Annotated in this window: 19 protein-coding genes; all 19 read left to right on the top strand. The window is 52.8% G+C overall.

From position 1 onward, the window contains the following. Positions 1–918, top strand: a complete 918-nt coding sequence (locus LHL18_RS17065) for an ExeA family protein (RefSeq protein ID WP_226767978.1) — start codon at positions 1–3, stop codon at positions 916–918. Next, positions 915–2,090 (top strand): tetratricopeptide repeat protein, encoded by a 1,176-nt coding sequence (locus LHL18_RS17060; protein WP_226767977.1) that lies wholly within the window; start codon positions 915–917, stop codon positions 2,088–2,090. The genes LHL18_RS17065 and LHL18_RS17060 overlap by 4 nt, the downstream gene beginning before the upstream one ends. Before the next feature lie 4 nt (positions 2,091–2,094). Beyond that, positions 2,095–3,825 (top strand): GspE/PulE family protein, encoded by a 1,731-nt coding sequence (locus LHL18_RS17055; RefSeq protein WP_226767976.1) that lies wholly within the window; start codon positions 2,095–2,097, stop codon positions 3,823–3,825. Between the two features lie 4 nt (positions 3,826–3,829). Beyond that, complete coding sequence (locus LHL18_RS17050; RefSeq protein ID WP_226767975.1) at positions 3,830–5,059, top strand: type II secretion system F family protein; 1,230 nt, start codon at positions 3,830–3,832, stop codon at positions 5,057–5,059. 82 nt (positions 5,060–5,141) lie between these two features. Further along, on the top strand, positions 5,142–5,705 hold the full coding sequence (locus LHL18_RS19830) for a prepilin-type N-terminal cleavage/methylation domain-containing protein (protein ID WP_273024394.1): 564 nt from the start codon (positions 5,142–5,144) through the stop codon (positions 5,703–5,705). Between the two features lie 17 nt (positions 5,706–5,722). Next, positions 5,723–6,253, top strand: a complete 531-nt coding sequence (locus LHL18_RS19825) for a prepilin-type N-terminal cleavage/methylation domain-containing protein (RefSeq protein WP_319004180.1) — start codon at positions 5,723–5,725, stop codon at positions 6,251–6,253. A 15-nt stretch (positions 6,254–6,268) separates the two neighbouring features. Continuing rightward, positions 6,269–6,712, top strand: coding sequence for a type II secretion system protein (locus tag LHL18_RS17035; RefSeq protein ID WP_226767974.1), 444 nt, complete (start codon positions 6,269–6,271; stop codon positions 6,710–6,712). Further along, positions 6,706–7,233, top strand: coding sequence for a type IV pilus modification PilV family protein (locus LHL18_RS17030; protein ID WP_226767973.1), 528 nt, complete (start codon positions 6,706–6,708; stop codon positions 7,231–7,233). The genes LHL18_RS17035 and LHL18_RS17030 overlap by 7 nt, the downstream gene beginning before the upstream one ends. Then, on the top strand, positions 7,233–7,988 hold the full coding sequence (locus tag LHL18_RS17025) for a PilW family protein (RefSeq protein ID WP_226767972.1): 756 nt from the start codon (positions 7,233–7,235) through the stop codon (positions 7,986–7,988). The genes LHL18_RS17030 and LHL18_RS17025 overlap by 1 nt, the downstream gene beginning before the upstream one ends. Then, entirely contained in the window at positions 7,978–8,388 is a 411-nt protein-coding gene (locus LHL18_RS17020) for a pilus assembly PilX N-terminal domain-containing protein (RefSeq protein ID WP_226767971.1), read from the top strand. The genes LHL18_RS17025 and LHL18_RS17020 overlap by 11 nt, the downstream gene beginning before the upstream one ends. Next, positions 8,385–12,719, top strand: a complete 4,335-nt coding sequence (locus tag LHL18_RS17015; RefSeq protein ID WP_226767970.1) for a DUF6701 domain-containing protein — start codon at positions 8,385–8,387, stop codon at positions 12,717–12,719. The genes LHL18_RS17020 and LHL18_RS17015 overlap by 4 nt, the downstream gene beginning before the upstream one ends. Positions 12,720–12,938: 219 nt before the next feature. Continuing rightward, positions 12,939–13,982 (top strand): rod shape-determining protein, encoded by a 1,044-nt coding sequence (locus LHL18_RS17010; RefSeq protein ID WP_008219881.1) that lies wholly within the window; start codon positions 12,939–12,941, stop codon positions 13,980–13,982. A 28-nt stretch (positions 13,983–14,010) separates the two neighbouring features. Further along, complete coding sequence (gene mreC, locus LHL18_RS17005) at positions 14,011–14,877, top strand: rod shape-determining protein MreC (RefSeq protein ID WP_134058324.1); 867 nt, start codon at positions 14,011–14,013, stop codon at positions 14,875–14,877. Beyond that, positions 14,877–15,359 (top strand): rod shape-determining protein MreD, encoded by a 483-nt coding sequence (gene mreD / locus LHL18_RS17000; protein WP_226767969.1) that lies wholly within the window; start codon positions 14,877–14,879, stop codon positions 15,357–15,359. Before mreC ends, mreD begins: the two co-directional genes overlap by 1 nt. A gap of 10 nt (positions 15,360–15,369) precedes the next feature. Further along, positions 15,370–15,945 carry a Maf family protein gene (locus tag LHL18_RS16995; RefSeq protein WP_226767968.1) on the top strand — a complete coding sequence of 192 codons (576 nt, stop codon included), beginning with the start codon at positions 15,370–15,372 and terminating at the stop codon, positions 15,943–15,945. Further along, a complete protein-coding gene (gene rng, locus LHL18_RS16990) occupies positions 15,942–17,408 on the top strand; it encodes a ribonuclease G (RefSeq protein ID WP_134058318.1) in 1,467 nt (488 codons plus the stop codon). Before LHL18_RS16995 ends, rng begins: the two co-directional genes overlap by 4 nt. Next, positions 17,408–21,280: a YhdP family protein gene (locus LHL18_RS16985; protein ID WP_226767967.1), complete on the top strand. Its 3,873-nt coding sequence runs from the start codon at positions 17,408–17,410 to the stop codon at positions 21,278–21,280. The genes rng and LHL18_RS16985 overlap by 1 nt, the downstream gene beginning before the upstream one ends. Next, positions 21,273–22,118 carry a carbon-nitrogen hydrolase family protein gene (locus LHL18_RS16980; protein ID WP_226767966.1) on the top strand — a complete coding sequence of 282 codons (846 nt, stop codon included), beginning with the start codon at positions 21,273–21,275 and terminating at the stop codon, positions 22,116–22,118. The genes LHL18_RS16985 and LHL18_RS16980 overlap by 8 nt, the downstream gene beginning before the upstream one ends. Next, the gene (gene tldD, locus LHL18_RS16975; RefSeq protein WP_226767965.1) at positions 22,115–23,554 is read left to right on the top strand and encodes a metalloprotease TldD; all 1,440 of its coding nucleotides are present in this window, start codon (positions 22,115–22,117) and stop codon (positions 23,552–23,554) included. Before LHL18_RS16980 ends, tldD begins: the two co-directional genes overlap by 4 nt. The last annotated feature ends 17 nt before the right edge of the window (positions 23,555–23,571 follow it).

Here is a 23,571-nt window from a genome sequence, read left to right as displayed (position 1 = left end):
ATGTATCAGCAACATTTTCAGCTTAGCCGTATGCCGTTCGGGCTAACGCCTGACACGACATTCTTTGTGCCGCTGCAGCAGCACAATGATGTGCTGGCGGTGCTGAAAACGGCGCTGAACGCTGGGGAAGGTTTTATTAAGGTCTGTGGCGAAGTGGGCAGTGGTAAGACGCTGTTGTGCCGGAAGTTGCTACAGCAAACAGAAGCAGACTGGCAACTGGCCTATGTTCCCGATCCCTGCTTAAGTCCAATTGAACTGAGGTGGACATTGGCGCTGGAGCTGGGCTTGAAATATTCCGCCAATATCGACCCGCCGCAACTGCTGCAATTATTGCAGCGACAGCTGATGTTACTTGCCGGGCAGGGTAAAAAAACCATCGTGCTGATCGATGAAGCCCAAGCGCTGCCGGATGAGACACTTGAGGCACTGCGTTTGCTGACGAACCTGGAAACTGAGCAGCGTAAATTGTTGCAGGTAGTGCTGTTCGGCCAGCCAGAGCTGGACAACCGGCTTAGCAGTTACCGCTTTCGCCAGTTACGTCAGCGCATTTCGTTTTCCTGCCGTTTAACCTTGTTAAACCGCCAGCAGGTGGGGGCTTACTTACAGCAGCGGCTTTACCAGGCTGGCACCCAGCGTATGTTATTCAGTGAACTGGCGCTTAGGGCGCTGGCACGCTACAGCAGAGGGGTACCGCGTTTAGTGAATATACTGGCGCATAAAGCATTATTACTGGCGTTTGGTGAAGGCAAAGCACATGCCGGTTACCAGCATGTGCGTTTAGCTGCCTGGGACACGGAAGATGTGCAGCCTAAACCCAGAGCATGGTGGTGGTATGGGGTTGTCTCAGTGTCAGTGGTGGCGGCAACGTGTGCCATGGCAGCAGGCAGTCAGTGGTTTGCCGGGTGGGTGACGCTATGAGTGTGCTGAATAAAATGCTGCGGGATCTGGAAAAACGCCAGCATGTGTCAGAGCGCGCAGTAACACCACTCAGCGCTCGCAGTGATGAGCGGCCGCTGTGGCTAAATCTGTTGCTGCTGTTAAGCGCCTTATTGCTGGCATTTGCGGTTTATGCCATTTTGACGCGCGAGCCGTTGCCTGATGCAGACGAAGCTACGCCGGCGCTTGTTAATGCAATAAAGAACGACACCGCAGCTGCTGTGACTGCTGCAGTAGGTAACAGCGCTGAACTATCAGTTAGCACGAAAGATGTAGCATTGGCTTCACAACAAAGTGCGGCAGTTATCAGTGCAGAGCCCGGTCTTGCTGAAACAGAGGCTGAACAGGGGGCTGATAGTGTTTTGGCCGAGGACACTAAAGCCGGCACCGGTTTCTCATTGCCAAGCACAGCCACCGCACCGCCTGTAGCTGAGCCTGACGCCGCGCAGCAACCTCAGCCGTTGCCAGCAGAACATGACAGGGCTGCTTTACAGACGGCAAGTGCTGAGGTTAGTACTGGGCCCCGCGCAGGTGCTAACGCCCAGTCTGAAACTGATGTGAAAGTGGTGCGCTCTGTAGCGACAGCGCAACAACAAGCCGCCCTGTTACAACAGCGGGCTCTTACTGCGGCACAAGCCGGTCAGCTCCAACAGGCGCTGCAACTATGGCAACAACTGCAGCAGCTTACACCACAAAATGCAGAAGCCTACCTGGAGCAAGCCCGATTGTGGCATCAACTAGGGCAGCCCCAACAGGCGCTTATAGTGCTGCAGCAGGCATTGCAGCAAGGTATAGTAAATGCTGATATTCAGTTGCTGCTGGCACAACAGGCTGCAGCTCAGGCACAGTGGCCGCGGGTTGAGGCCTTGCTACCTGCGCAGTTTGTGTTAGCACAACAGCCAGAGTACTACGGTTTAAAAGCCACGGCATTGCAGCAGCTTGGCCAGCCACAGGCAGCGCTTGACTGGTTCAGGCAGCTTATCGTGCTACAGCCGCAGCAGGCCCGCTGGTGGTTGGGGGCAGCAATTGCGCTTGATGCGCTGGCACAACGTGAACAGGCGCAGCTGCATTATCGTCAGGCGTTACAATGGGGCGACAGCTTAACCGCGGCCAGCAGAAATTACATTCAGCAGCGTTTAGCTGCAACAGAGTGACCTTATGCAAAGACCTCGTTTAAAAATGCGTTTGGGTGACTTACTGGTACACGAGAATATTATCTCGGAGCCACAGTTACAGCAGGCATTGGCACAACAGCAGCAAAGTGGCCGTAAATTAGGCGCCACCCTGATTGAGTTGAAATTCTTATCAGAACAGCAACTGCTGCAGTTTCTGGCGCAGCAACTGAATGTACCTTTTCTTGATATCGCGCAAAAACGCATAGACCCCAAAGCTGTACAGTTATTGCCGGAAGTGCAGGCCCGCCGGTTTAGGGCGTTGGTACTGGAAGACCACGGCAGTTCAGTATTACTGGGCATGAGTGACCCGGCTGATTTGGCTGCGTTGGATCAACTGGCTGAGCTGCTTGCGCCGCGCCAGATTGAGCTGGCGGTAGTGCGCGAAAGCCAGCTGATTGAAGCCTTTGATACGCTGTACCGGCGTACTAAAGATATCGAGAGCTTTGCCTCGCAGTTAAAAGAAGAACATGGCGATGACCAGGGGCTGGATCTTACTGCAGTAGATGAGCAAACCGATGCCGATAACACCATTGTTAAACTACTGCAGTCTATTTTCGAAGATGCGGTTCAGGTTAAAGCATCGGATATTCATATCGAGCCGGATGAAAAAGTGCTGCGTATCCGGCAGCGGGTAGACGGCGTGCTGCAGGAAAGCATTCTGAATCAGGTCAGTATAGCGTCTGCGCTGGTATTGCGGCTTAAGCTGATGGCGAATCTGGATATCTCTGAAAAACGTCTGCCGCAGGATGGCCGTTTTCAGATTAATGTGAAAAAGCACCAGATTGATGTGCGTATTTCTACGATGCCGGTGCAGTATGGCGAATCAGTGGTTATGCGTTTGCTTGATCAGTCTGCCGGTATTCTGCATCTGGAAGAAACCGGTATGCCGGCGCCACTGCTGGCAAAACTCAGGCGTATTATTAAAAGCCCGCACGGCATGATACTGGTTACCGGGCCAACCGGTTCTGGTAAAACCACTACGCTGTACGGCCTGCTCAGTGAGTTAAACCAGGCTGGCAGTAAAATTATTACTGTGGAAGACCCGGTTGAATACCGTTTACCGCGGATAAACCAGGTACAGGTTAACCATAAAATTGGTTTGTCGTTCAGCAATGTACTGCGCACCACATTACGGCAAGACCCAGACATTATTATGGTGGGTGAGATGCGGGATCAGGAAACCGCCGAAATGGGCCTGCGCGGTGCACTAACCGGCCACTTAGTGCTGTCTACGCTGCACACCAATGATGCGGTAACCAGCACGCTGCGCTTAATCGACATGGGCGCCGCGCCTTATCTGGTGGCATCAGCGCTACGCGCTATAGTCGCGCAGCGGTTGATAAGGCGGTTATGTGAGTACTGCAAACAACCATACCAGCCGGATGATATGGAAAGCAGCTGGCTTCGGCATAACAAAGCCAACGCCACAGCAAGTTACTGGCATGCGCCGGGGTGTCAGTCGTGCAACCACAGTGGCTATAAGGGCCGGTTGGGCGTATTTGAGTTGCTGGTTATCACCAAGCCGCTGGCAGATGCACTGCGCCGGGATGATACCTCGGCGTTTGCCGAGCTGGCGCATCGCAGTGAAGGTTTTATCAGCCTGGGTAACATGGCGCTGCATTACGCACAGCAGGGGATCACCAGCCTTGATGAAGTTATCCGGGTGTCAGAATACCTTGATACCGATCCTGATTTTGATGCAGTGAGCAGCTAAGCCTATGCCGCAGTTTATTTACACCGCAAGAGACAGCACCGGCAATGCCGTACGCGGCGAGCTTGAAGCCGGCAGCGAGAGTGCTGCGGCCGATATACTGCGCCGGCGAAGTTACATACCGCTGACAATTAGCCGCAACGACGCCGCAGATAAACCCGGTTTCAGCAGCCCGGTGCTGTGGCAGCGCAAGGTGTCTCTGACTGACCTGATTATGTTTTCCCGGCAGATGTACTCGCTGATGAAAGCCGGTATTCCTATTATCCGGGCCATAGAAGGGCTGGCGCAAAGCACCAATTCGGTGAGGTTGCAGCAAATATTACAGGAACTGGTCGATCAGCTGGAAAATGGCCGCAATCTGTCACAGGCCATGGCAGTGCATCCGGCGGTGTTCAGCCGCCTGATGGTCAGCATAGTGCACGTGGGTGAAAACACCGGCCGGCTGGACGAAGCATTTCTGCAGCTAACCTACTACTTTGAACAAGAGCTGGAAACCCGTAAGCAAATTAAACAGGCCACCCGTTACCCGTTTTTTGTGTTACTGACGCTGATAGTGGCGATGTTTATTCTTAACCTGGCGGTAATACCTCAGTTTGCCAATATGTTTGCCCGCTTTAATGCCGAGCTGCCCTGGTCAACTAAAGCTCTGCTGGCCAGTTCAGAGTTTTTTATTGCCTACTGGCCGTTGATGCTGATAGTGGCAGTTGCCGCAGGCTTTGGTTTCAGGTCTTATATTAAAACCGATAAGGGCCGTATAGTTTGGGGGCGCTGGAAAATCCGCTTTCCTATTATTGGCAGCGTAATATACCGCGCCACGCTGGGCCGCTTCGCCCGCAGCTTTGGCATGATGCTAAAAGCCGGTGTGCCGATGACCAGTGCGCTGACACTGGTCGCCGACGCAGTAGACAACGATTACCTTGGCGATATTATCCGCGAGATGCGGCGCAATATTGAACGCGGCGAAAGCCTGCTGCGGGTAAGCCAGCAAAGCCAGATGTTTACCCCGCTGGTACTGCAAATGCTGGCGGTAGGGGAAGAAACCGGCGCAATGGACGAAATGCTGTCTGAGGTAGCCGGCTTTTACGAGCGTGAAGTAGCGTTTGATTTAAAAAGCTTAACCGCCAAGATAGAGCCTATCCTGATCTGTATTGTGGCAGTGATGGTGTTGATCCTGGCGCTGGGTATTTTTACGCCAATGTGGGATATGTTAAACGCTTACAAAGGCGGCAATGGTTAGCGCCAACAAGCGCCGACAAATAACGTGTAATTACAAACTTTAGCGATATACTAACGATAACAAACAGATGGGAGAAACAAATATGAAAAGACAATCAGGCTTTACGCTAATAGAACTGATTATCGTAATAATAATTCTGGGATTGCTGGCAGCAACGGCACTGCCACGGTTTTTAGACGTGACAGAAGAAGCTGAAGATGTAGCCGTAGAAGGTGTTGCAGGGGGCTTTGCTGCCGCAGTTGGTTTAGTAAGAGCACAATGGGAAGTAGATGGCCGTCCAAATGGCAACAATACTGCGACGGGAACCTTTGTAACGATAGATGGTATTCAAGTAGGTGTAAATGGCGCTGCGGCCAGTGCAACACGCGGTTATCCGACCGGAGAAAACTCGACAGATACCACCTTAGCGTCAGTTGATGCAGAGGCTTGTCTGCAGGTGTTACAATTGATTTTACAAAATCCGCCAAGTGCTTCGATCGCTTTTGATGCAGATGACAGCTTGTTTGTCCGTTTTGCCAATAATCTTTGTGAGTACCATCAGACTGCTGGTTTAACGGCAGCGCCAGCAGCCGGCACTGGTGCTACTAATGGGTTTACCTATAACCCGGCAAATGGCAACGTAGTAGTATTTTTAAACCGTCCATAAATTAAAGGTGTACAGTAATGAAACGCAATCAAGGTTTTACATTAATTGAATTAATTATTGTTATCGTAATTTTAGGTATTCTGGCGGTAACTGCGGCACCCCGTTTTTTGAATTTTGCAAGTGATGCGCGCGCGTCAGCCTTAGATGGTGCTCGTGGCGCTATGGCGTCTGCGGGTTCGTTGGTTTATGGCAAAGCGGTAATTGCCGGGCTGCAAAATGGTAACGCCTGTTTGGCTGCTAACGGTAACGTTGTCGCACAAACGGCAGGCGCCTGCGCAGCCGGTCAGGTAGAGGTAGTAGATGGATTTCCTGCAGCAACAATAGCTTCTGTTCGTAACGTAGCAGAACTCGATGCAGCTGAATGGGATGTTGTATTAGGCACCGGCGCCGATGCACCTGGTTTTGGTGCAACAGACACTTCAGTGATTATTTCCCCTGCAGGCGTACCTGTATCAGCCGATCAAGCAGATGCTTGTCATGCTGTCTATCAGCAGTCTGCTGGCGGTGGTGCTAAACCAGTTATCACAGTACACGCAAATGGTTGCTGATCTTAGGTTAGACTAATGAAAGACTCCAGCAGCAAAGGCTTTACTTTAGTTGAGCTTATTGTGGTGCTGATAATCATCGGGGTACTGGCGGTTAGCCTGTTACCCCGTTTTTTTGATAACTCCGGTACGGCCGAATACCTGTATCAGGATCAGGCGGCTAATGTTTTGCGCCGTGTGCAAATGCAGGCGATGCAATGTACCAGCTGCAGCACACCTCAGGTAACTGTTACCGCCAACACCCTTATCGCCAGCGGCGGTAGCTGCCCCAATGGCAATGACGCATTAGCTGTGTGTGTGGCCAACCGCGATAATGTCAGCCTGGCACTAAATGCTAATACACTGCAGTTTGACAGCATGGGCCGGCCTTCGGCGTGCAGTGGCCGCTGTGAGCTGACGATTCAGGGTAGTACACAGTTAAAACTGTGTATCGAAACGGAAGGCTATATTCACCCATGTTAAGGCAAAGCCGCGGTGTAACACTGATTGAACTGATTATCGGCATAGTGGTGCTGGCCATCAGTTTAAGCATTATTACTGCGGTGTTGGGGCCTTTATATATTAAAAGTGCCGATCCCTGGCATCAGGTACGTGCCGCAGAATTGGGGCAGGGCCTGATGAATGAAATACTGGGCAAAGCTTTTGATGAAAATAACAGCCGCAGCGGCGGCATGTTACGTTGTGGCGAAAGCGGCATCAGCTGCTCTGTGACCTTGGGGCCGGAAGAGCCGGACCGCACCTTGTATGACGATGTTGATGACTTTAATGGCATGGGCGTTACCGGCGATTTAGTGTTGAGTAATATTTTAAACGAAAGCATCGCCGCCAGTTATCGCAGTTACCGGGTAGAAGTTGCAGTAGCCTATGCCGCTAACGATTTCACGCCGGCACTGCCTGCCAATACGGTGAAAAAAATTACCATCACCGTTATTCCTCCCAGCGGTGGTGATATCCGCTTTGTTGCCTATAAAGGTAACTGGTAATGCGTTGCCGCGGTTTCACCCTGGTTGAACTGGTCATTACGCTGGTGGTGCTGGCGATACTGGCGTTGGGTGTTACCAGTTATCTGGGTATTGGTTCGCGTATGTATGCCGACGCGGCGCTGCGTGAACAGGTGCTGGGGCAAAGCCGTTTTGTTGCCGAACGCCTGGTACGCGAGCTGCGAAATGCGGTGCCCAACAGTGTGTCATTTTCATTAAGCAGTAATTGCCTGCAGTTCCGGCCTATTTTATATAGCGGTGTGTATACCAGCTTACCGTTTGAGCAAAACGGCACGAGCATGACAGTGATAAGCCCCAGCCTGGCGTCAGTCAGCCCGGTAACTTACGCTTCTGGCAGTAAACCGCAGCTGCTGGTGTATCCTACTGCTGTAGCAAACCCCGGCGGCACTGTTGTACTGAACAGCATCAGTACCGAGAATGCCGCTGCGGCGCGCTTTACACTGAATTTTGACAGTTTCCGCTTTACCCGCCAGTCGCCGGAGCGGCGGTTTTATATTGCCGATGAAAGAGTCAATTACTGCATCGTCAGCGCAGGCAGTGGCCGCTTTAACATGGAACGGCGGTATGCCGGCAATCGGGTATTGATGGCAGAAGGCCTGACAAGCGATCAGGTGTTTCGTGTAACTGAGCCGGTGTTAACCCGCAATGCCGTGGTCAACATTTTGCTGCGCTTTGGCTATGATGACAGTGCCGATATGTTTTTAAATTACGAGGTGCATATCCCCAATGTACCCTGAACAGAACAAGCAGCGGGGCAGCGCTTTGGTTATTGCCGTCTTTATTATTGTCGTGATGCTGGCGCTGGTGTTGAGCCTGGCCAGGCTACTCACCAGCAGCAGTGAAGCCATAGTGTATGAAGTGCAGGGCACGCGGGCGCTGTTTGCCGCCCAAAGTGGACTGGAACTGGCGCTGCCCAAGTTGTTCCCATTGGGGGCTGCAACGGCAACGGCCTGCCCGGCGAATATCAGTAACCCGGTTAGTTTCAGTGATGCGGCGCTAAATGGCTGTAGTGTCACCGTCAGCTGCACTGCCTATCCGCCAACGCAGCCAGAGGTGTTTCGGCTTAGCAGCCGCAGCGAGTGTATTACGAATGAATTTACCACCAGCCGCAGTGTGCAGCTAGAGGTGCGCAGATGAGGTTATTGCTATTACTGTGCCTGATAGCACTGCCGCTACAGGCGGCAACTTACAACCTCAGTGGCGGTAGTTATCCGCCTTGCTCTACCAGCTGGAGTGTCAGTGGCAGTACCTATACCTGTGGCGGCAATGGCAGGGTTACATTAAATAGTGGTGATATAGTACTGGCAAATAGCAGTGTCACGATAAGCGCGAATAACGGCTTTGACTTGCGCGGCGCCGCTATTGGCACCAGCACTAACCGTATTAACCTGCTAAGCAGCTATGGTAGTGTTATCAGCAGCGGTACTAATACCTTATGGGGCAATATTCAGGCAGGCAGCGGCCTGGTGAATCTGGTGTCAACCACGGTCAATGGCAGCATAACCAGCACCGGCGATATCACGCTCAGCGGCGGCAGTGTCTCAGGCAAAGTCACCAGCAGTAGTAATAAAATCAATACTAATGGTACTAATTTATTAGGCGGCGCCACAGCGCAGTCTGGTATGACGTTAACCGGCGGCACTCTGGCTGGTGACTTTGTTATGACGGCCGCGAATCCGTTAGTGCTGACGGGTGTCAGCATGACCAGCGGCAGCTTCAGTGGTGCTAGTCGTATCAGTATTGCCAGCAGCCAGTTAGGTAATGGTAATAATATGATTAGTATTACCAGCACAACTGATGAAGTCGCTTTAACCGGCAATAGTGTGGTGTATGGTGTGTTAACAGCACCAAATTACTCGACCATCCGCGTGCAAAGCGGCAGTAGCGTTTATGGTCAGTGTATCCCCAACTCAACGCCGACAAACGCCTGTACTGCCTATACTCCGCCGCCGCAGCCGCTGGCGCATTATCCGCTTGATTTATGCAGCGCTGTTTCTAATGGTGTGATAACCGATCTGACAGGCAATTACCCGGCAACCGGCATTAACGTTGCCGCAACCAGTACTGGCCAGGTATTGCAGGCTGCTAATTTATCTGCTGCTGGCAATGATTATGTCAATGTACCAGCCGCAGCACTTAATGGCAGAACCAGTTTCAGTATTTCGATGTGGTTCCGGCTGGACGCCAGCAGCGGGTTTAGAGAGTTATTTTCAGCCAGTAGCAATAGCTTAAACTCTGAGCTGGAACTGTATATTAATAACAGCAATGAGGTGCGTGTTGGCTTAAAAGGCGATTACCATGATTTCACCGGTGGCAGCGTCAGCCCGGTAGTGGCAAACAATCGGTGGACTCAGGTTACTTTAACCCGAACCAGTAGCCAGCTATGCCTGTATCTGGACGACAAAGCAGCAGGCTGTGCGACTAATCCCAGCAGCGCCAGTCTTAGCGTAACACGTTCTGCGATAGGGATCTGGTGGCGTGCTAATGGTACTGTTGATGATGATTTCCGTGGTGATATCGATGAGGTATTGCTGTTTAACCAGGCACTGAGTAGTACTCAGGTGCGGCAGATGTATCTGAACCAGCAGGCCGGAAACAGCTATAACGGCGCTACGCGCAGTAGCAGTTGTACTCAGTGTTTAAGTGATAGCTTCGCCAGTAGCTTATCTGCTGACAGTTGGGTTACCAGCACCAGTAGCGGCAGCTTTACACCGCAAGTCGTCAATGGCCGCTTAAGGATGACGCAGGCTGTTGGCAATCAGGCGACATCCGCCACTTACCAGCGTTTATACCCGTCGGCCAGTAATCTGATCATCGTGGAATTTGACTATTGGGCTTATGGTGGCAACGGTGCAGACGGGTTGGCTGTCGTATTATCAGATGCCACCGTGACACCACAACCCGGTTCATTTGGCGGGCCACTGGGGTACGGCTTTAAGCCGGGCATCCCGGGCTTTGCCGGTGGCTGGCTTGGTTTTGGTCTGGACGAATATGGCAACTTCTCCAATGAAGGTGGCAGCACAAATATTGGCAGAAGACGGCAAGCTGTAGTTGTACGGGGCTCTGGCAGCGGTACTACCGGTTATAACTACCTGCGCGGGACTTGTAATAACGGCACAACCAATACCAATACAACCTGCTTGTCACCTACTGTTGATGGCAATCAGACAACAGCGCATCGGTATCGCTTTACCATTGATACCCGCACGGCTGGTAGCACGCTGGTATCAGTTGAGCGTAACAGTGGCAGCGGCTTTGTTAGCTTAATTGATGCTTTTAATGCGCAAAGCATCAATGGTCAGGCTGCGCCACCGGAAAATTTCTTTTTGTCTATTACCGGCTCTACCGGCGGCTCAAATAATATTCACGAGCTGGATAACCTGAGTATTTGTGCGCTGCGATCCAACCCTGTCGGCCAGCAAATCGATCATTTTGAGTTTGACTACAGTGGCCAGGCATTAACCTGTAAACCTGAAACCTTTACTGTACGGGCCTGCAAAAACGCCAGCTGTAGTGAACTGATCACTGAACCGGTTACCGCTACATTAAGCCCCACCAATAGCGCCACGGTTAACTGGCTGGGCGGCAATGTAATTAACTTCAGCGGTGGGCAAACCACAGTTAGCTTACGCCGCACAGTGGCTGGCAGCACCACCATTGGTGTTAGTGGCTCCATACCGACAACCCGGCCACTGAGTCAGACGCTATGCCGTGTTGGCAGTGGCAGTTTAAGTACAGCAGCCTGCAGCGTGAGTTTTGTAGACAGCGGACTGGTATTTGATGTGCCTGACGGCATTGCAAACCTGCCACAGCAAAATATTACTATCAGCGCAGTGCGAAAAGACAATAGTAGCCTGCAATGTGTACCCGAGTTTGCCAATGTCACCCGTAATGTCGCGTTCTGGAGTGATTATATTAATCCGGACGCTACTGCACGGCCGATATCCTGGCCGGTACAGGTCAATAGCACCAATGTCGGGCAAACTGAAGCCACCCGGCAAGCGGTAGCGCTGACGTTTAATGCGCAGGGCCAGGCTAGCTTTACGGTAAATTACGCTGATGCCGGCCAGATGCAACTGAATGCCCGTTATTCCGGCACTGCTGCGACAGATGATGCCGGCCTGATTATGAACGGTGCCGATCAATTTATCCGCCGGCCATTAGGGCTATGCATTGTTACCGGCGGAGAGTGTGCGGGCGCCGATGCCAGCTGTCCGCCCTTCAGACGGGCCGGTGACAATTTTACGCTGACAATAACCGGCAGAGCATGGCAAAGCGGCAGTACTGATATCTGCAGTAACCCGGTAACTCCAAACTTTCAGCGCAGTGCTATTACACTGAATCACAGCTTAGTTGCGCCAACAGGCGGCAATCTGGGTACTATCGGTACCACCAGTTACAGCCACAGCCGCAATGTACAGGCGCAAACCCAGGTAACGCAGAGTGTGTCTGAAGTCGGAGTGTTCCGTTTTGGCAGTAGCGCTTTTAATTATCTGAGCATGACCGACCCGGTACCGGCAGCGACGAGTTTGCCGACAGGGCGGTTTTATCCGGCTGATTTCGAGTTGGGCAGCAACAGTGTCACTCCGGCATGCAGTAGTTTCAGCTATATGGCGCAACCTTTCGCTACTCAATTTACGCTGACTGCCCGCAATATGCAGGGCGTGCGCACACAGAACTACAACGGGGCTTTTGCCAGTGCTACCGCTGTGTTGCAGGCCGAGAATAGCAATAACGGTACTGCACTTGGCGGCCGCTTAGGCGGCACGGTAAGCCCGGTCTGGTCGCAGGGGGTATTTACCTATGCTGCACCGGCATTAAGCTTTAACCGGGCCAACCCGGCGCTGCCGGATGGCCCGTTTTTACAACTTGCGCTGGCAGCCAGTGTGGTGGAAAAAGACAATGTTGCTATTGCCAATCAGGATACAAACGTCAACACCAGCGCAGATTGTGTCGCGGTTGGCAATTGCACGGCAAAACATTTTGCTACTACCGATATCCGCTACGGCCGTATGGCGCTGGACAATGCCTATGGCCCGGAAAATGAAAACCTGCCGCTGGTTGCCCGTGCTGAGTACTGGAACGGTAGTGCTTTTGTCACTAACCCACAGGATAACTGCACTGCGCTCAGTGCGCCGGCTGTGGTGCGCCCGGATACGGCGAATCCGGCCTTGGAGTTAAAAAAAGAAGCCCCTTATAGCGGCAGCGCAACGATGACGGTTAATGCCCAGGCCAGTGCCACGACAGTGCAGCTGGGCAGTAGTGTGATCAATGGCTTATCGGCGCTACTATTGCCGGCACCGCAGCAGCGCGGCAGTGGCAATATGGAGCAGCAGGTTGCCCCCTGGCTGCAGTACAACTGGCGCAGTGGCGGCAGTAATTATGATCAGAACCCGCAGGCCGAGTTTATTTTTGGCCGTTATCGCGGTAATCCAAGACAGATTTACTGGCGCGAACTTTTTCAGTAAAGGTTCAGTTTCACGGCTTAAGCTGTGCGGCATTTTCGCTAACGTCAGATAAATGCCGCCAGGGCTTGGTTTAATTGCATAAAAATGTAAGATAAAGCTATTCACATGGCAGCGACTTACTTAGAATAACCTCAGCTATGTTTACCACCACTGTCAAGCTGTGTGCAGCAGTGCTGAGTAATGTCTGGTTGCTCAGATTTATAAGGATCCGGTTTCTTCATGTTTAATAAATTACGTGGCCTGTTTTCAAACGATTTATCAATTGATCTGGGTACAGCCAACACTCTGATTTACGTTAAAGATCAGGGCATAGTGCTGAATGAACCCTCAGTAGTAGCAATACGGCAGGAACGTGCCGGCGGGCCGAAGAGTGTCGCTGCCGTTGGCCACGCGGCGAAGCGGATGCTGGGCCGTACCCCGGGTAATATCAAAGCCATCCGGCCGATGAAAGACGGTGTTATTGCCGACTTCTACGTCACCGAAAAAATGCTGCAGCATTTTATCCGCCAGGCACACAGTAACAGTTTCTTGCGGCCAAGCCCGCGTGTGCTGGTGTGTGTACCTTGTGGCTCTACTCAGGTTGAGCGCCGTGCTATCCGTGAATCCGCCCAGGGTGCAGGTGCACGTGAGGTGTATTTGATTGATGAGCCGATGGCCGCAGCTATCGGTGCCGGTTTGCCAGTATCAGAAGCAACCGGTTCTATGGTGGTTGATATCGGTGGTGGTACCACAGAGGTCGCGATTATTTCATTGAACGGTGTGGTGTACTCCTCTTCTGTGCGTATCGGTGGTGACAAGTTTGACGATGCGATAGTGAACTATATCCGTCGTAACTACGGCATTTTAATTGGCGAAGCCACTGCAGAGCGTATTAAAACCGAAATTGGTTCAGCCTACCCAAGTGACGATGTACTGGAAATTGAAGTACGTGGCCGCAATCTGGCTGAAGGTGTGCCGCGCAGCTTCACCATGACCAGTAATGAAATTTTAGAAGCATTACAAGAGCCACTGGCGGGTATCGTCAGTGCTGTGATGGTAGCGCTTGAGCAGTCACCACCGGAGCTGGCGTCCGATATTTCTGAACGCGGTATGGTGCTGACCGGCGGTGGTGCCTTGCTGCGTGACCTGGATCGCTTATTAATGGAAGAAACCGGTATTCCGGTTGTCGTAGCGGACGATCCTTTAACCTGTGTCGCCCGTGGTGGCGGTAAAGCACTGGAGATGATTGATATGCACGGCGGTGATGTATTCAGTTACGACTAACTGAATCCGCTGTTGTGCCTGCATTTGTATGAACCAGATCTATAGTCGGGGCCCGTCACTGCCACTGCGGTTGTTTTTAGCCGTAGTATGCAGTGCTGGCCTGATGTTTCTCGACCGCTACACCGATAGCTCTACCCAATTGCGCAGTTACCTAACCGCCGCCGCCAGTCCGCTGTTTTATGTTGCCAGTCTGCCACAGGCACTGTTTTCCGGTGCGTCAGAGCAATTTATGTCACAGCAGACGGTGCTGGATGAAAATGCCCGCTTAAAAGAAACCTTGCTGCAACAAAGTGGCCAGCTGCAGCTGCTGCGGTTTCTGCAGCAGGAAAATGAAAAATTACGCGCTTTGCTTGGCTCATCAGCCGCCATTGAAGATAAATCCCTGGTGGCAGAAGTGCTGGCCGTCTACAGCCACCCATTCAGTCATCAGGTGGTGCTGAATAAGGGCAGCAATGATGGTGTGACAGAGTTTCAGCCGGTTATTGACGATCAGGGCGTGGTGGGGCAAGTGGTAAGTGTTGGCCCGTCCAGCAGCCGCGCTTTACTGATCTCCGATAACACCCATGCGCTGGCAGTGCGGGCTGAACGCACCGGTGTCCGTGCTATTGTTGAAGGCCTGGGGCAGTGGGACTTATTAAGGGTTATGCATCTGCCGCACAGTACTGATATCCGCGAAGGAGATCGTTTGCTGACATCCGGCCTTGATGGCCGTTTTCCGGAAGGTTATCCGGTTGCGAAAGTGGTCAGGATAAGCCAGGATGCCAGTCAGCCGTTTATGGTGGTATACGCCGAGCCTTACGCCCGGCTTGATCGGATCCGCCATGTGCTGTTGTTATCCGGCCGCAGTGAAGCAATGGCAGAAGCGGCTGAAATTCTGCCGCCGGAGCAACCCTGATGCGTAAACCTCAACGGCTTGGTTTTATTTATTTGTCACTGTTTGTCGCCCTGCTGCTGACGGTGATGCCGATGCCGCAGATCGTGAAACTGGCGCGGCCGGATTGGGCATTGTTGGTACTGATGTACTGGACGTTAGCTTTACCGCAACGCGTCAGCGTGATCACCGCATTTTTTACCGGCTTTATTGTCGATGTGCTGGTAGGCACTGTGCTGGGCGTCAACGCGCTGGCGTTTTCAGTGGTGATCTTTGTTGTCGCGCAGCATCATCTGAAAATCCGTAATTTTGCCGTGGTGCAGCAAGCGCTGCTGCTGGGGCTGCTGCTGGCGTTGTATCAACTAATGTTATTCTGGCTCAGCCATTTTCTTACCGGGGTCTATTTCCGCCCGCAGTACCTGTGGCCGGTGTTGACAGGCATGCTGGTCTGGCCCTGGTTATTCTGGCTATTACGCCGCTACCGGCGACAATTAAAAATCCAATGAACACTTTTTAATGAATTATCCTGCCATTGCTTTAGCATCTTCTTCTCCACGCCGGCGTGAACTGCTGGCGCAACTGGGTGTCAACTACAAACTGGTCAAAGCGGATATAGACGAAACAGTGCTGCCTGCTGAGGCGGCGGCTGTGTATGTACAACGGCTGGCGCTGGCAAAAGCACATGCCGGGCTGGCCAGGCTGCAGCATGACCTGCCGGTACTGGGCGCCGACACTGTTGTCGTCGTCGACGGTCTTATTCTGGGTAAACCTGCTGATTTTGAACAATTTCGCCAGACAATGTTACTGTTATCAGGTCGCAGCCATCAGGTGATGACGGCCATAGCGCTGGTGAGCGCTAAGCATCAGCTGACACAACTTGTCAGTACCGATGTGACGTTCCGCGTTCTGACCGAAGCCGAAATCAGGGCTTACTGGGCAACAGGTGAACCGCAGGATAAAGCCGGCGGTTACGGTATTCAGGGCCTGGCGGGGCGCTTTGTTCAGCGTATTAATGGCAGCTACAGCGCTGTGGTTGGCTTGCCACTGTGTGAAACTGAACAATTGTTACAACAATGGCAGGAATTATCATGAGCGCAGAATTACTGCTAAACGTCACACCCAGCGAAACCCGGGTCGCACTGATCGAAAACGGTGTACTGCAGGAGCTGCATATCGAACGTCAGGCCCGTTTAGGCCTGGTTGGCAATATTTATGTCGGTAAAGTCAGCCGTGTTTTACCCGGTATGCAAGCCGCCTTTGTCGACATTGGCCTGGATAAAGCCGCTTTTTTACATGCGTCCGATATAGTGCAGCATGACTCGCTGGCTGAACTTGATGGCAAGCCTGCCGTCAGCAAAGATATCCGGGTGCTGGTGCGTGAAGGCCAGTATTTGCTGGTGCAGGTGGTAAAAGATCCGCTGGGTACCAAAGGCGCGCGTCTGACCACCGATATTACGCTGCCATCGCGGTATCTGGTGTTTATGCCGGGTTCACCCCATGTTGGCGTATCGCAACGTCTGGAAACAGAATCGGAACGGCAGCGGCTAAAAGATATTGTCAGCCAGTATCTGGACGATAGCGGTGGCTTTATTGTCCGCACGGCAGCCGAAGGTGCCGGTGAAGAAGAACTGGCGCAGGACGCCCGTTTCCTGAAAAAGCTTTGGGCTAAGGTATTAAAACGTAAGCAGAAGACCCGTAAAGAGGGGGTGGTATACGAAGACCTGACGTTGGCGTACCGTATACTGCGCGACTTTGTCGGCACTGAGCTGGAACGGGTACGGGTTGATTCGAAGCTGACGTATCAGCAACTGACGGCATTTTGTGAAGAGTTTATTCCGCATATGTCGTCTTTACTGGAGTATTACCCCGGTGAGCGGCCAATTTTTGACATGTTTGATGTTGAAAATGAAATTCAGCGCGCGCTGGAGCGCAAAGTGCCGCTGAAAAGCGGTGGCTATCTGATCATCGACCAGACCGAAGCCATGACCACCATCGATGTTAATACCGGTGCTTTTGTCGGCCACCGTAATCTGGACGAGACGATTTTTAATACCAACACCGAGGCAACGCAGGCTATTGCGCGCCAGCTTCGGCTGCGTAATCTGGGCGGCATTATCATTATTGATTTTATTGATATGCAAAATGCCGAGCACAAAAAGCGGGTGTTTCACAGTTTAGAGCTGGCGCTGGCACGTGATCGGGCGAAAACCAATATTCATGGCTTCTCGGCCCTAGGGCTGGTAGAGATGACGCGTAAAAGAACACGCGAAAGTCTGGAACATATTCTGTGTTCTGAGTGTCCAGTATGTGAGGGGCGGGGCAGTTTGAAAACGGTAGAAACCGTTTGTTTTGAAGTGTTACGCGAAATAGTGCGGGTAAACCGGGCTTATGCCGCAGACAAATTTGTTGTGTATGTGTCGCCGGCCGTCAAAGACGCGCTGACCAACGATGAGTTTCACAGCCTGGCCGAGCTGCAGGTGTTTATCGGCAAACAAATTAGTATTCAGACCGAACCGCTGTACACCCAGGAACAATTTGATGTGGTGATGATGTAGTGCAAAAGGCAAAGCTGGTTTGCTTTTACTGTTTACATAAAGTCTGGCTCCTCCTGGCCGTGGTGCTGGTGCTACTGGCTGTGCTGATTTCAGTGCTGCGTTATACCCTGCCTTACGCTGATGATTACAAACATCATATCGAACAGTTAATAGAAGACCGCTACGGCGCCAGAGTTGATATCGGCGAGCTTAGCGCTGGCTGGCAAAAATTTGGCCCGGCGCTGTTACTGCATGATGTCAGGTTATACAACGGTACAGAGCAATTACAACTGAGCATTGCCGAAACCCGGGTCCGGCTGGATTTCTGGCGCAGTATCCTGAACCGCCAGCTGACGGCGCAGCATTTTGAGCTAAGCGGCCTGCACTACTATGTTGACGCTGGTAGTTTGCTGGCTGGTGATAGCACAACAAAACTCGATACAGCGCCGGTACTGGATGCGCTGGAGCGGCTGTTTTTCCAGCAGTTAGCGTATTTCTCAGTAGTAGACAGCCAGTTGGTGCTGCAAAACGATGATGACCCCGATCTTATTGTTAATATCAAACAGCTGGACTGGGCCAACAGCGGCAACCGGCACCAGGGTTTTGGTGAGCTGTCTCTGGCCGATGTTACCGCCAATACGGTGTCTTTTGTACTGGATTTACATGGCGATACGCTGGGCGAAGCGCAGGGCCAGTTATACCTCGATAGTGAGCGGCTGGATGTGCTGCCATGGTTTGCCAAATTACTGCCGCAAAGCCGCAAATTGCAGCAGGCCAGTATCAATTTTAAAGCCTGGGGCAGCATAGAGCAGGGGTTGTTGCGGCGTATTCAGGTAGAACTTGCCGACAACAGCCTGAGCTGGCAGCGTGACGGCGAGTCACATTCATTGCGGCTGGGGCAGGGACAGTTACTGTGGCAGCCAACTGCCACTGGCTGGATGCTGTACTCCGGCGCCTTAACACTGGCCGCTGAACAGCAGCAGTGGCAGGATTTACACTTGCAGCTTGAGCACAGTGACGATACCTGGCTCGGCAGCCTGAGTAACTTTCGGCTTGAAGCCGCTACGCCGCTGGCAAATTTACTGGCGGATGATATTGAACTGTTAAAAAAGCTGGTGGTGTATCAGCCGGGCGGGCATCTGCAACAGCTACAGTGGCGGATAAAAGATCAGCAGTGGCAACTGGCCGGACAGTTTGATGAACTGCAGTCAAAACCGGCCGGCGATATTCCCGGCGTCGCAGGGGTAAGTGGCAGGTTTTTAGTCAGTGATAAAATAGCGAAAGTCAGTTTACAAGCAAACAGTGGTGAGCTTAGCTGGGATGGCTTGTTTAGCGGGCCCTTCGCGTACGACAACCTTGACGCCACTCTGTATGCTCAGCCAACGGAAGACCGCTGGCGCTTGCTGATACCCAGTTTTAGCTTCAACAGTGCGGATCTGACGCTTGACGGCAGCCTGGCACTGGATGAGCGGCTACAGATCCTGGCACGGTTGCAACAGGTTGATGCGGCTAATGCCAGCAAGTATTTTCCGCAGCGTTATATGCCACAGTCGGTCAGGCACTATCTGGAGCAGGCCATTGTCGCAGGCAAGCTCGACGACGCGACCCTGTTATGGCACGGCGTGCCGGCTGAGTTTCCTTACGTAGAGCAGCAGGGCGTGTTTCAGGTTCTGGCCAAACTGGAGCAGGGCGAATTCGTGTTTGCCCCCGACTGGCCAGCTATACATCAGTTGGCGGCTACGCTGTATTTTGAAAATGCCAGTATGTTGATCCAGTCGCAGCAAGGTGAACTGGCCGGCTTACAGCTGCAGCAGGGTGTATCTGCCAGCATAGCCGATCTGTTTCATGCCGAGGTTATCAATATCGGTATCCGCCAGCAGTTACCTGCGCAGGATGTGACAGAACTGATGTTGCAATCACCGCTGCAGCACAACCTCGGCAAGACGTTAGCGCATCTTGGCTTGCAGGGTGAGGTGGCAGGCGATGTGAATCTGGCCATTGGGCTGAAGCAGGCATCGGTTTTAGCCAGCGGTGACGTTCGTTTTGACGACCTGAGTATGGCATTACAGGCGCCCCAAATTCAGGTGGAGAATGTCAGCGGCAGTTTATCCTTTGAGAACGAACGCATCCGCGCTGATGCACTTAAACTGAATTGGCGCGGCTTAGCGCTAAGCGCAGCCTTGCAGGGCCAGCAGAGTGATGCCGGTTATCAGCTGGCACTGCAGCTAAACGGCAAACATGACGCAAAATCCTTACTGCAGGCCTTGTATGCGCCGGCAGCAGATCTGGTTGACGGCAGCACCGATTGGCAATTACAACTGGCACTTAACTTACCTCAGCAGGGCTTTGGCTACAGCGCCAAGCTGCGCTCTACACTGAGTGACACCGAGATATTACTGCCTGCGCCATACCATAAAGCGACAGGCGAACAGGCCGAGCTGCTGATCACAGCAACCGGCGATGCCGAACGTTCTTTACTGGCGGCGCACTATGACAAGCAACTGCATTTTCATGCTGAGCTGATGCACGATAGCCAGCAATTGAGCCGGGTACATCTTATTGCTGCAGAACAAGACAGTGGCCTGAACAGTGCAGGGTTTAATATTAGTCTTGACCTGAACGAGCTGGACTTTATTCCGTGGTTTGAAGTGCTGCAGCAGCAACTGGCGTTTGAGTCAGGTTCAGACCAGGCGCTGTTTCCGCCATTGTCACTGGTACGGGGTAAAGTCCGGCATCTGAATATGGCGCCCGGTGTAATGCTGAATAATACCGTATTCGAACTGAGTCAATTGCCGCAACACTGGCCGTTACAGCTTAACGGCACTGAGATTGCCAGCCAGTGGCAGTTCAGCAAAGACTGGCAGCAACAGGGCATAAGTGCGCAGCTGGATTACCTGCATTTACCCTGGCCTGAGCAACCGGCACCGAACAGCGCCGATGCTGTCACGGCGCAGACGCTGGCACAAACCGCACAGCGCTGGCTACTGCAATTGCCGCCACTGACCATCAGCTGTGCCGATTGTGCGGTAGGCAGCTATCAGCTGGGTCAGGTCAGCGCTAAAGCTCACAGCACTAACGACCAGTGGTTGCTGACCGAATTTAACGCCCGTTATAAGCGTAATCAGTTACTGGCCAGCGGCGCCTGGCAAAATGATGCTGAGCTGGGACAAACCCAGTTCAGCGGCAAACTGACCAGCAATAATCTTGGCGCGATGTTACAGGAATACCAGGTAACCTCGGCGATATCCGGCAGCAGTGCGGATATTAATTTTGCGCTGAACTGGCCGGGCGCACCGACTCAGTTTGCACTGGCGCAGCTTGCCGGTAATGTAAATTACCGCCTTGGTGAGGGTTCGCTTAGTGAGGTCAGCGATCAGGGCGCGCGGCTGTTTTCTATCTTCAGCCTCGACTCGCTGGTTCGCAAGCTGCGACTGGATTTTCGCGATGTGTTTTCTAAGGGCTTTTTCTACAACAATATGACCGGAAACCTGGCGGTATCGCAAGGCGTGGTGCAAACCAGCGATGCCGCTATCGACGGTGTGCCGGGTAGCCTGCAAATTCAGGGCTATGCCGATTTAGTCAGCCAAAAGCTGGATTACCAGATGGCATTCTCACCCAAAGTGACGTCCAGCCTGCCGGTCATTATCGCCTGGATGGTGAACCCGGCTACCGGTTTGGCTGCACTGGCGCTGGATGAGGTGTTTCAAAGTGCAGAAGTGATTTCAAAAATTAATTTCACCGTGACCGGCAGCTTCGATGAGCCGGTGGTGACAGAAGTAAACCGCCACAGCAAAGAAATACCGGTGCCGGTGCGGGTTGCCCAACCTGAAACCATTATCGAACTGCCCTCGGCAGAAGAGGTGCCAGCAAAACGGGAGCCGCCGCATGGCTAAATGGCGTTTATCGGCAATACAGCTTACCAGCACGCCAGAGCCAGAGCTGAATCTGGCGCAGGTGCAGCACTATTTGCAGCAGCTGGCGCAGCAGTTTGGTAATGGTCTGCCGCATTTAGTCGCGTTGCCAGAGTGCTTTGCAGTGTTTGGCGGTGGCGATGGTTTACAATTACAGCATCAGGCACCGCTGGGGCTGGGGGTTATTCAGCAGCGCTGTGCAGCGCTGGCGCAGCAGTTTGGCGTTTATCTGCTGGCCGGTTCTTTACCAACCAGCAGCCCTCAGCCTGACCGCTTTTATGCCAGCAGCATTTTATTCGCCCCCGATGGCAGCATAGTGGCTGACTATCAGAAAATGCATTTATTTGATGTCGAGGTCAGTGACGGTACCCGTAGTTACCGTGAGTCGGCTTCGACCTGTCCCGGGCAGAAAATCAGCCTGGCAACACTCGGTGAGTTAAAGCTTGGTCTATCAGTGTGCTATGATGTGCGCTTTCCTGCTTTGATGCAGGCAATGGCAACGCAGGGTATGAATGTGTTGACGGTGCCGTCGGCATTTACCCGGGTAACCGGTGCGGCACACTGGCATACGTTATTAAAAGCCCGTGCCATCGAAAACCAGTGTTTTGTATTGGCGCCGGACCAAACAGGTATACATGCCAATGGCCGGGAGACCTATGGTCACAGCCTGATCATTGACCCCTGGGGCACCGTATTAGCGGACGCCGGTACTGAGCCGGGCTGGATTTCCGCTGAAATAGATTTAACCGACTGTGCGCGGCTGCGGCAAAAAATGCCGGTGGCGCACCATAACCGATTTAACAGTGAGCTCAAACCATGACTGCACCCGAGCAGAACCTGATCACCGCTTCCGAGCTGACCGCTGACGATTTGCAGCGAACGCTGGGCTATTTATTCGACCATCAGCTGGATTATGCTGACTTATATTTTCAGTCCAGTGTGCATGAATCCTGGGTACTGGAAGACGGGCTGGTAAAAGACGGGTCGTTCAATATTGAACGCGGTGTCGGTGTGCGGGCCATCAGTGGTGAAAAAACCGGTTTTGCCTATGCCGATACCATTAGTGGTGCGGCGTTAAAACAAGCCGCCACGGCGGCGCGCGGCATAGCTGCGCAGGGCCAGCAGGGCAGCGTCAAAGCATTCAGCAAAAGCGGTAATAGTAACATTTACCTGCCATGTGAGCCGCTGCAAAGCCTGAGCAATACCGATAAAGTGGCGATGCTGCATCAGATTGAAGCCTATATCCGAACCTTAGACAGCCGCGCCGAGCAGGTGATGGTCAGTTTATCCGGTGTTTACGAAGAAGTGTTAGTTGCGGCCAGCGATGGCACTTTTGCCAGCGATATCCGGCCATTAGTGCGGCTGAATTGCTCGGTGTTGCTGCAGCAGGGCGACCGGCGCGAGCGCGGCAGTGCCGGTGGCGGTGGTCGCACTGATTATCAGTATTTTTCTGAGCTGGTGGATAACGCGCCGCGCTGGCAGCATTACGCCCGCGAAGCAGTGCGTCAGGCACAGGTTAACCTGACGGCGATAGATGCCCCGGCCGGCACTATGCCGGTAGTGCTGGGCAGTGGCTGGCCGGGCGTTTTGCTGCACGAAGCAGTAGGCCACGGCCTGGAAGGCGATTTTAACCGCAAAGGTTCGTCTACCTTCTCTGGCCGCATCGGTGAGCAGGTGGCCTCTAAGCTGTGCACCATTGTTGATGACGGCACGCTGGCACACCGGCGTGGTTCACTGAACGTTGATGATGAAGGTGTACCCAGTCAGCACAATGTGCTGATTGAGAATGGCATTTTAAAAGGTTACATTCAGGACAAGCACAACGCTATGCTGATGAAAGTGCCGCCAACCGGTAATGGCCGGCGCGAGTCTTTTGCACATTTACCGATGCCGCGGATGACGAATACTTATATGCTGGCAGGACAGCATGACCCGGAAGAGATCATCGCCAGCGTGAAAAAGGGCATTTATGCGCCTAACTTTGGCGGTGGCCAGGTCGATATTACCTCGGGCAAGTTTGTATTTTCAGCGTCAGAGGCTTATCTGATTGAAAACGGTAAAATTACCGCGCCGATTAAAGGCGCAACCTTAATTGGTAGCGGGCCGGAGGCGATGCAGCAGGTGTCGATGGTCGGTAACGATCTGGCGCTGGACGCCGGCGTTGGCGTCTGTGGCAAACAAGGTCAGAGCGTACCGGTAGGCGTTGGCCAGCCAACGTTGAAGCTGGATGCGATGACGGTCGGCGGAACGCAGTAGTTTTTGAATTATTTAGA

It is taken from the genome of Rheinheimera aquimaris, from assembly GCF_020531985.1.
GTDB classification, from domain to species: domain Bacteria; phylum Pseudomonadota; class Gammaproteobacteria; order Enterobacterales; family Alteromonadaceae; genus Alishewanella; species Alishewanella aquimaris.
This window is presented reverse-complemented; position numbering and strand designations above follow the sequence as displayed.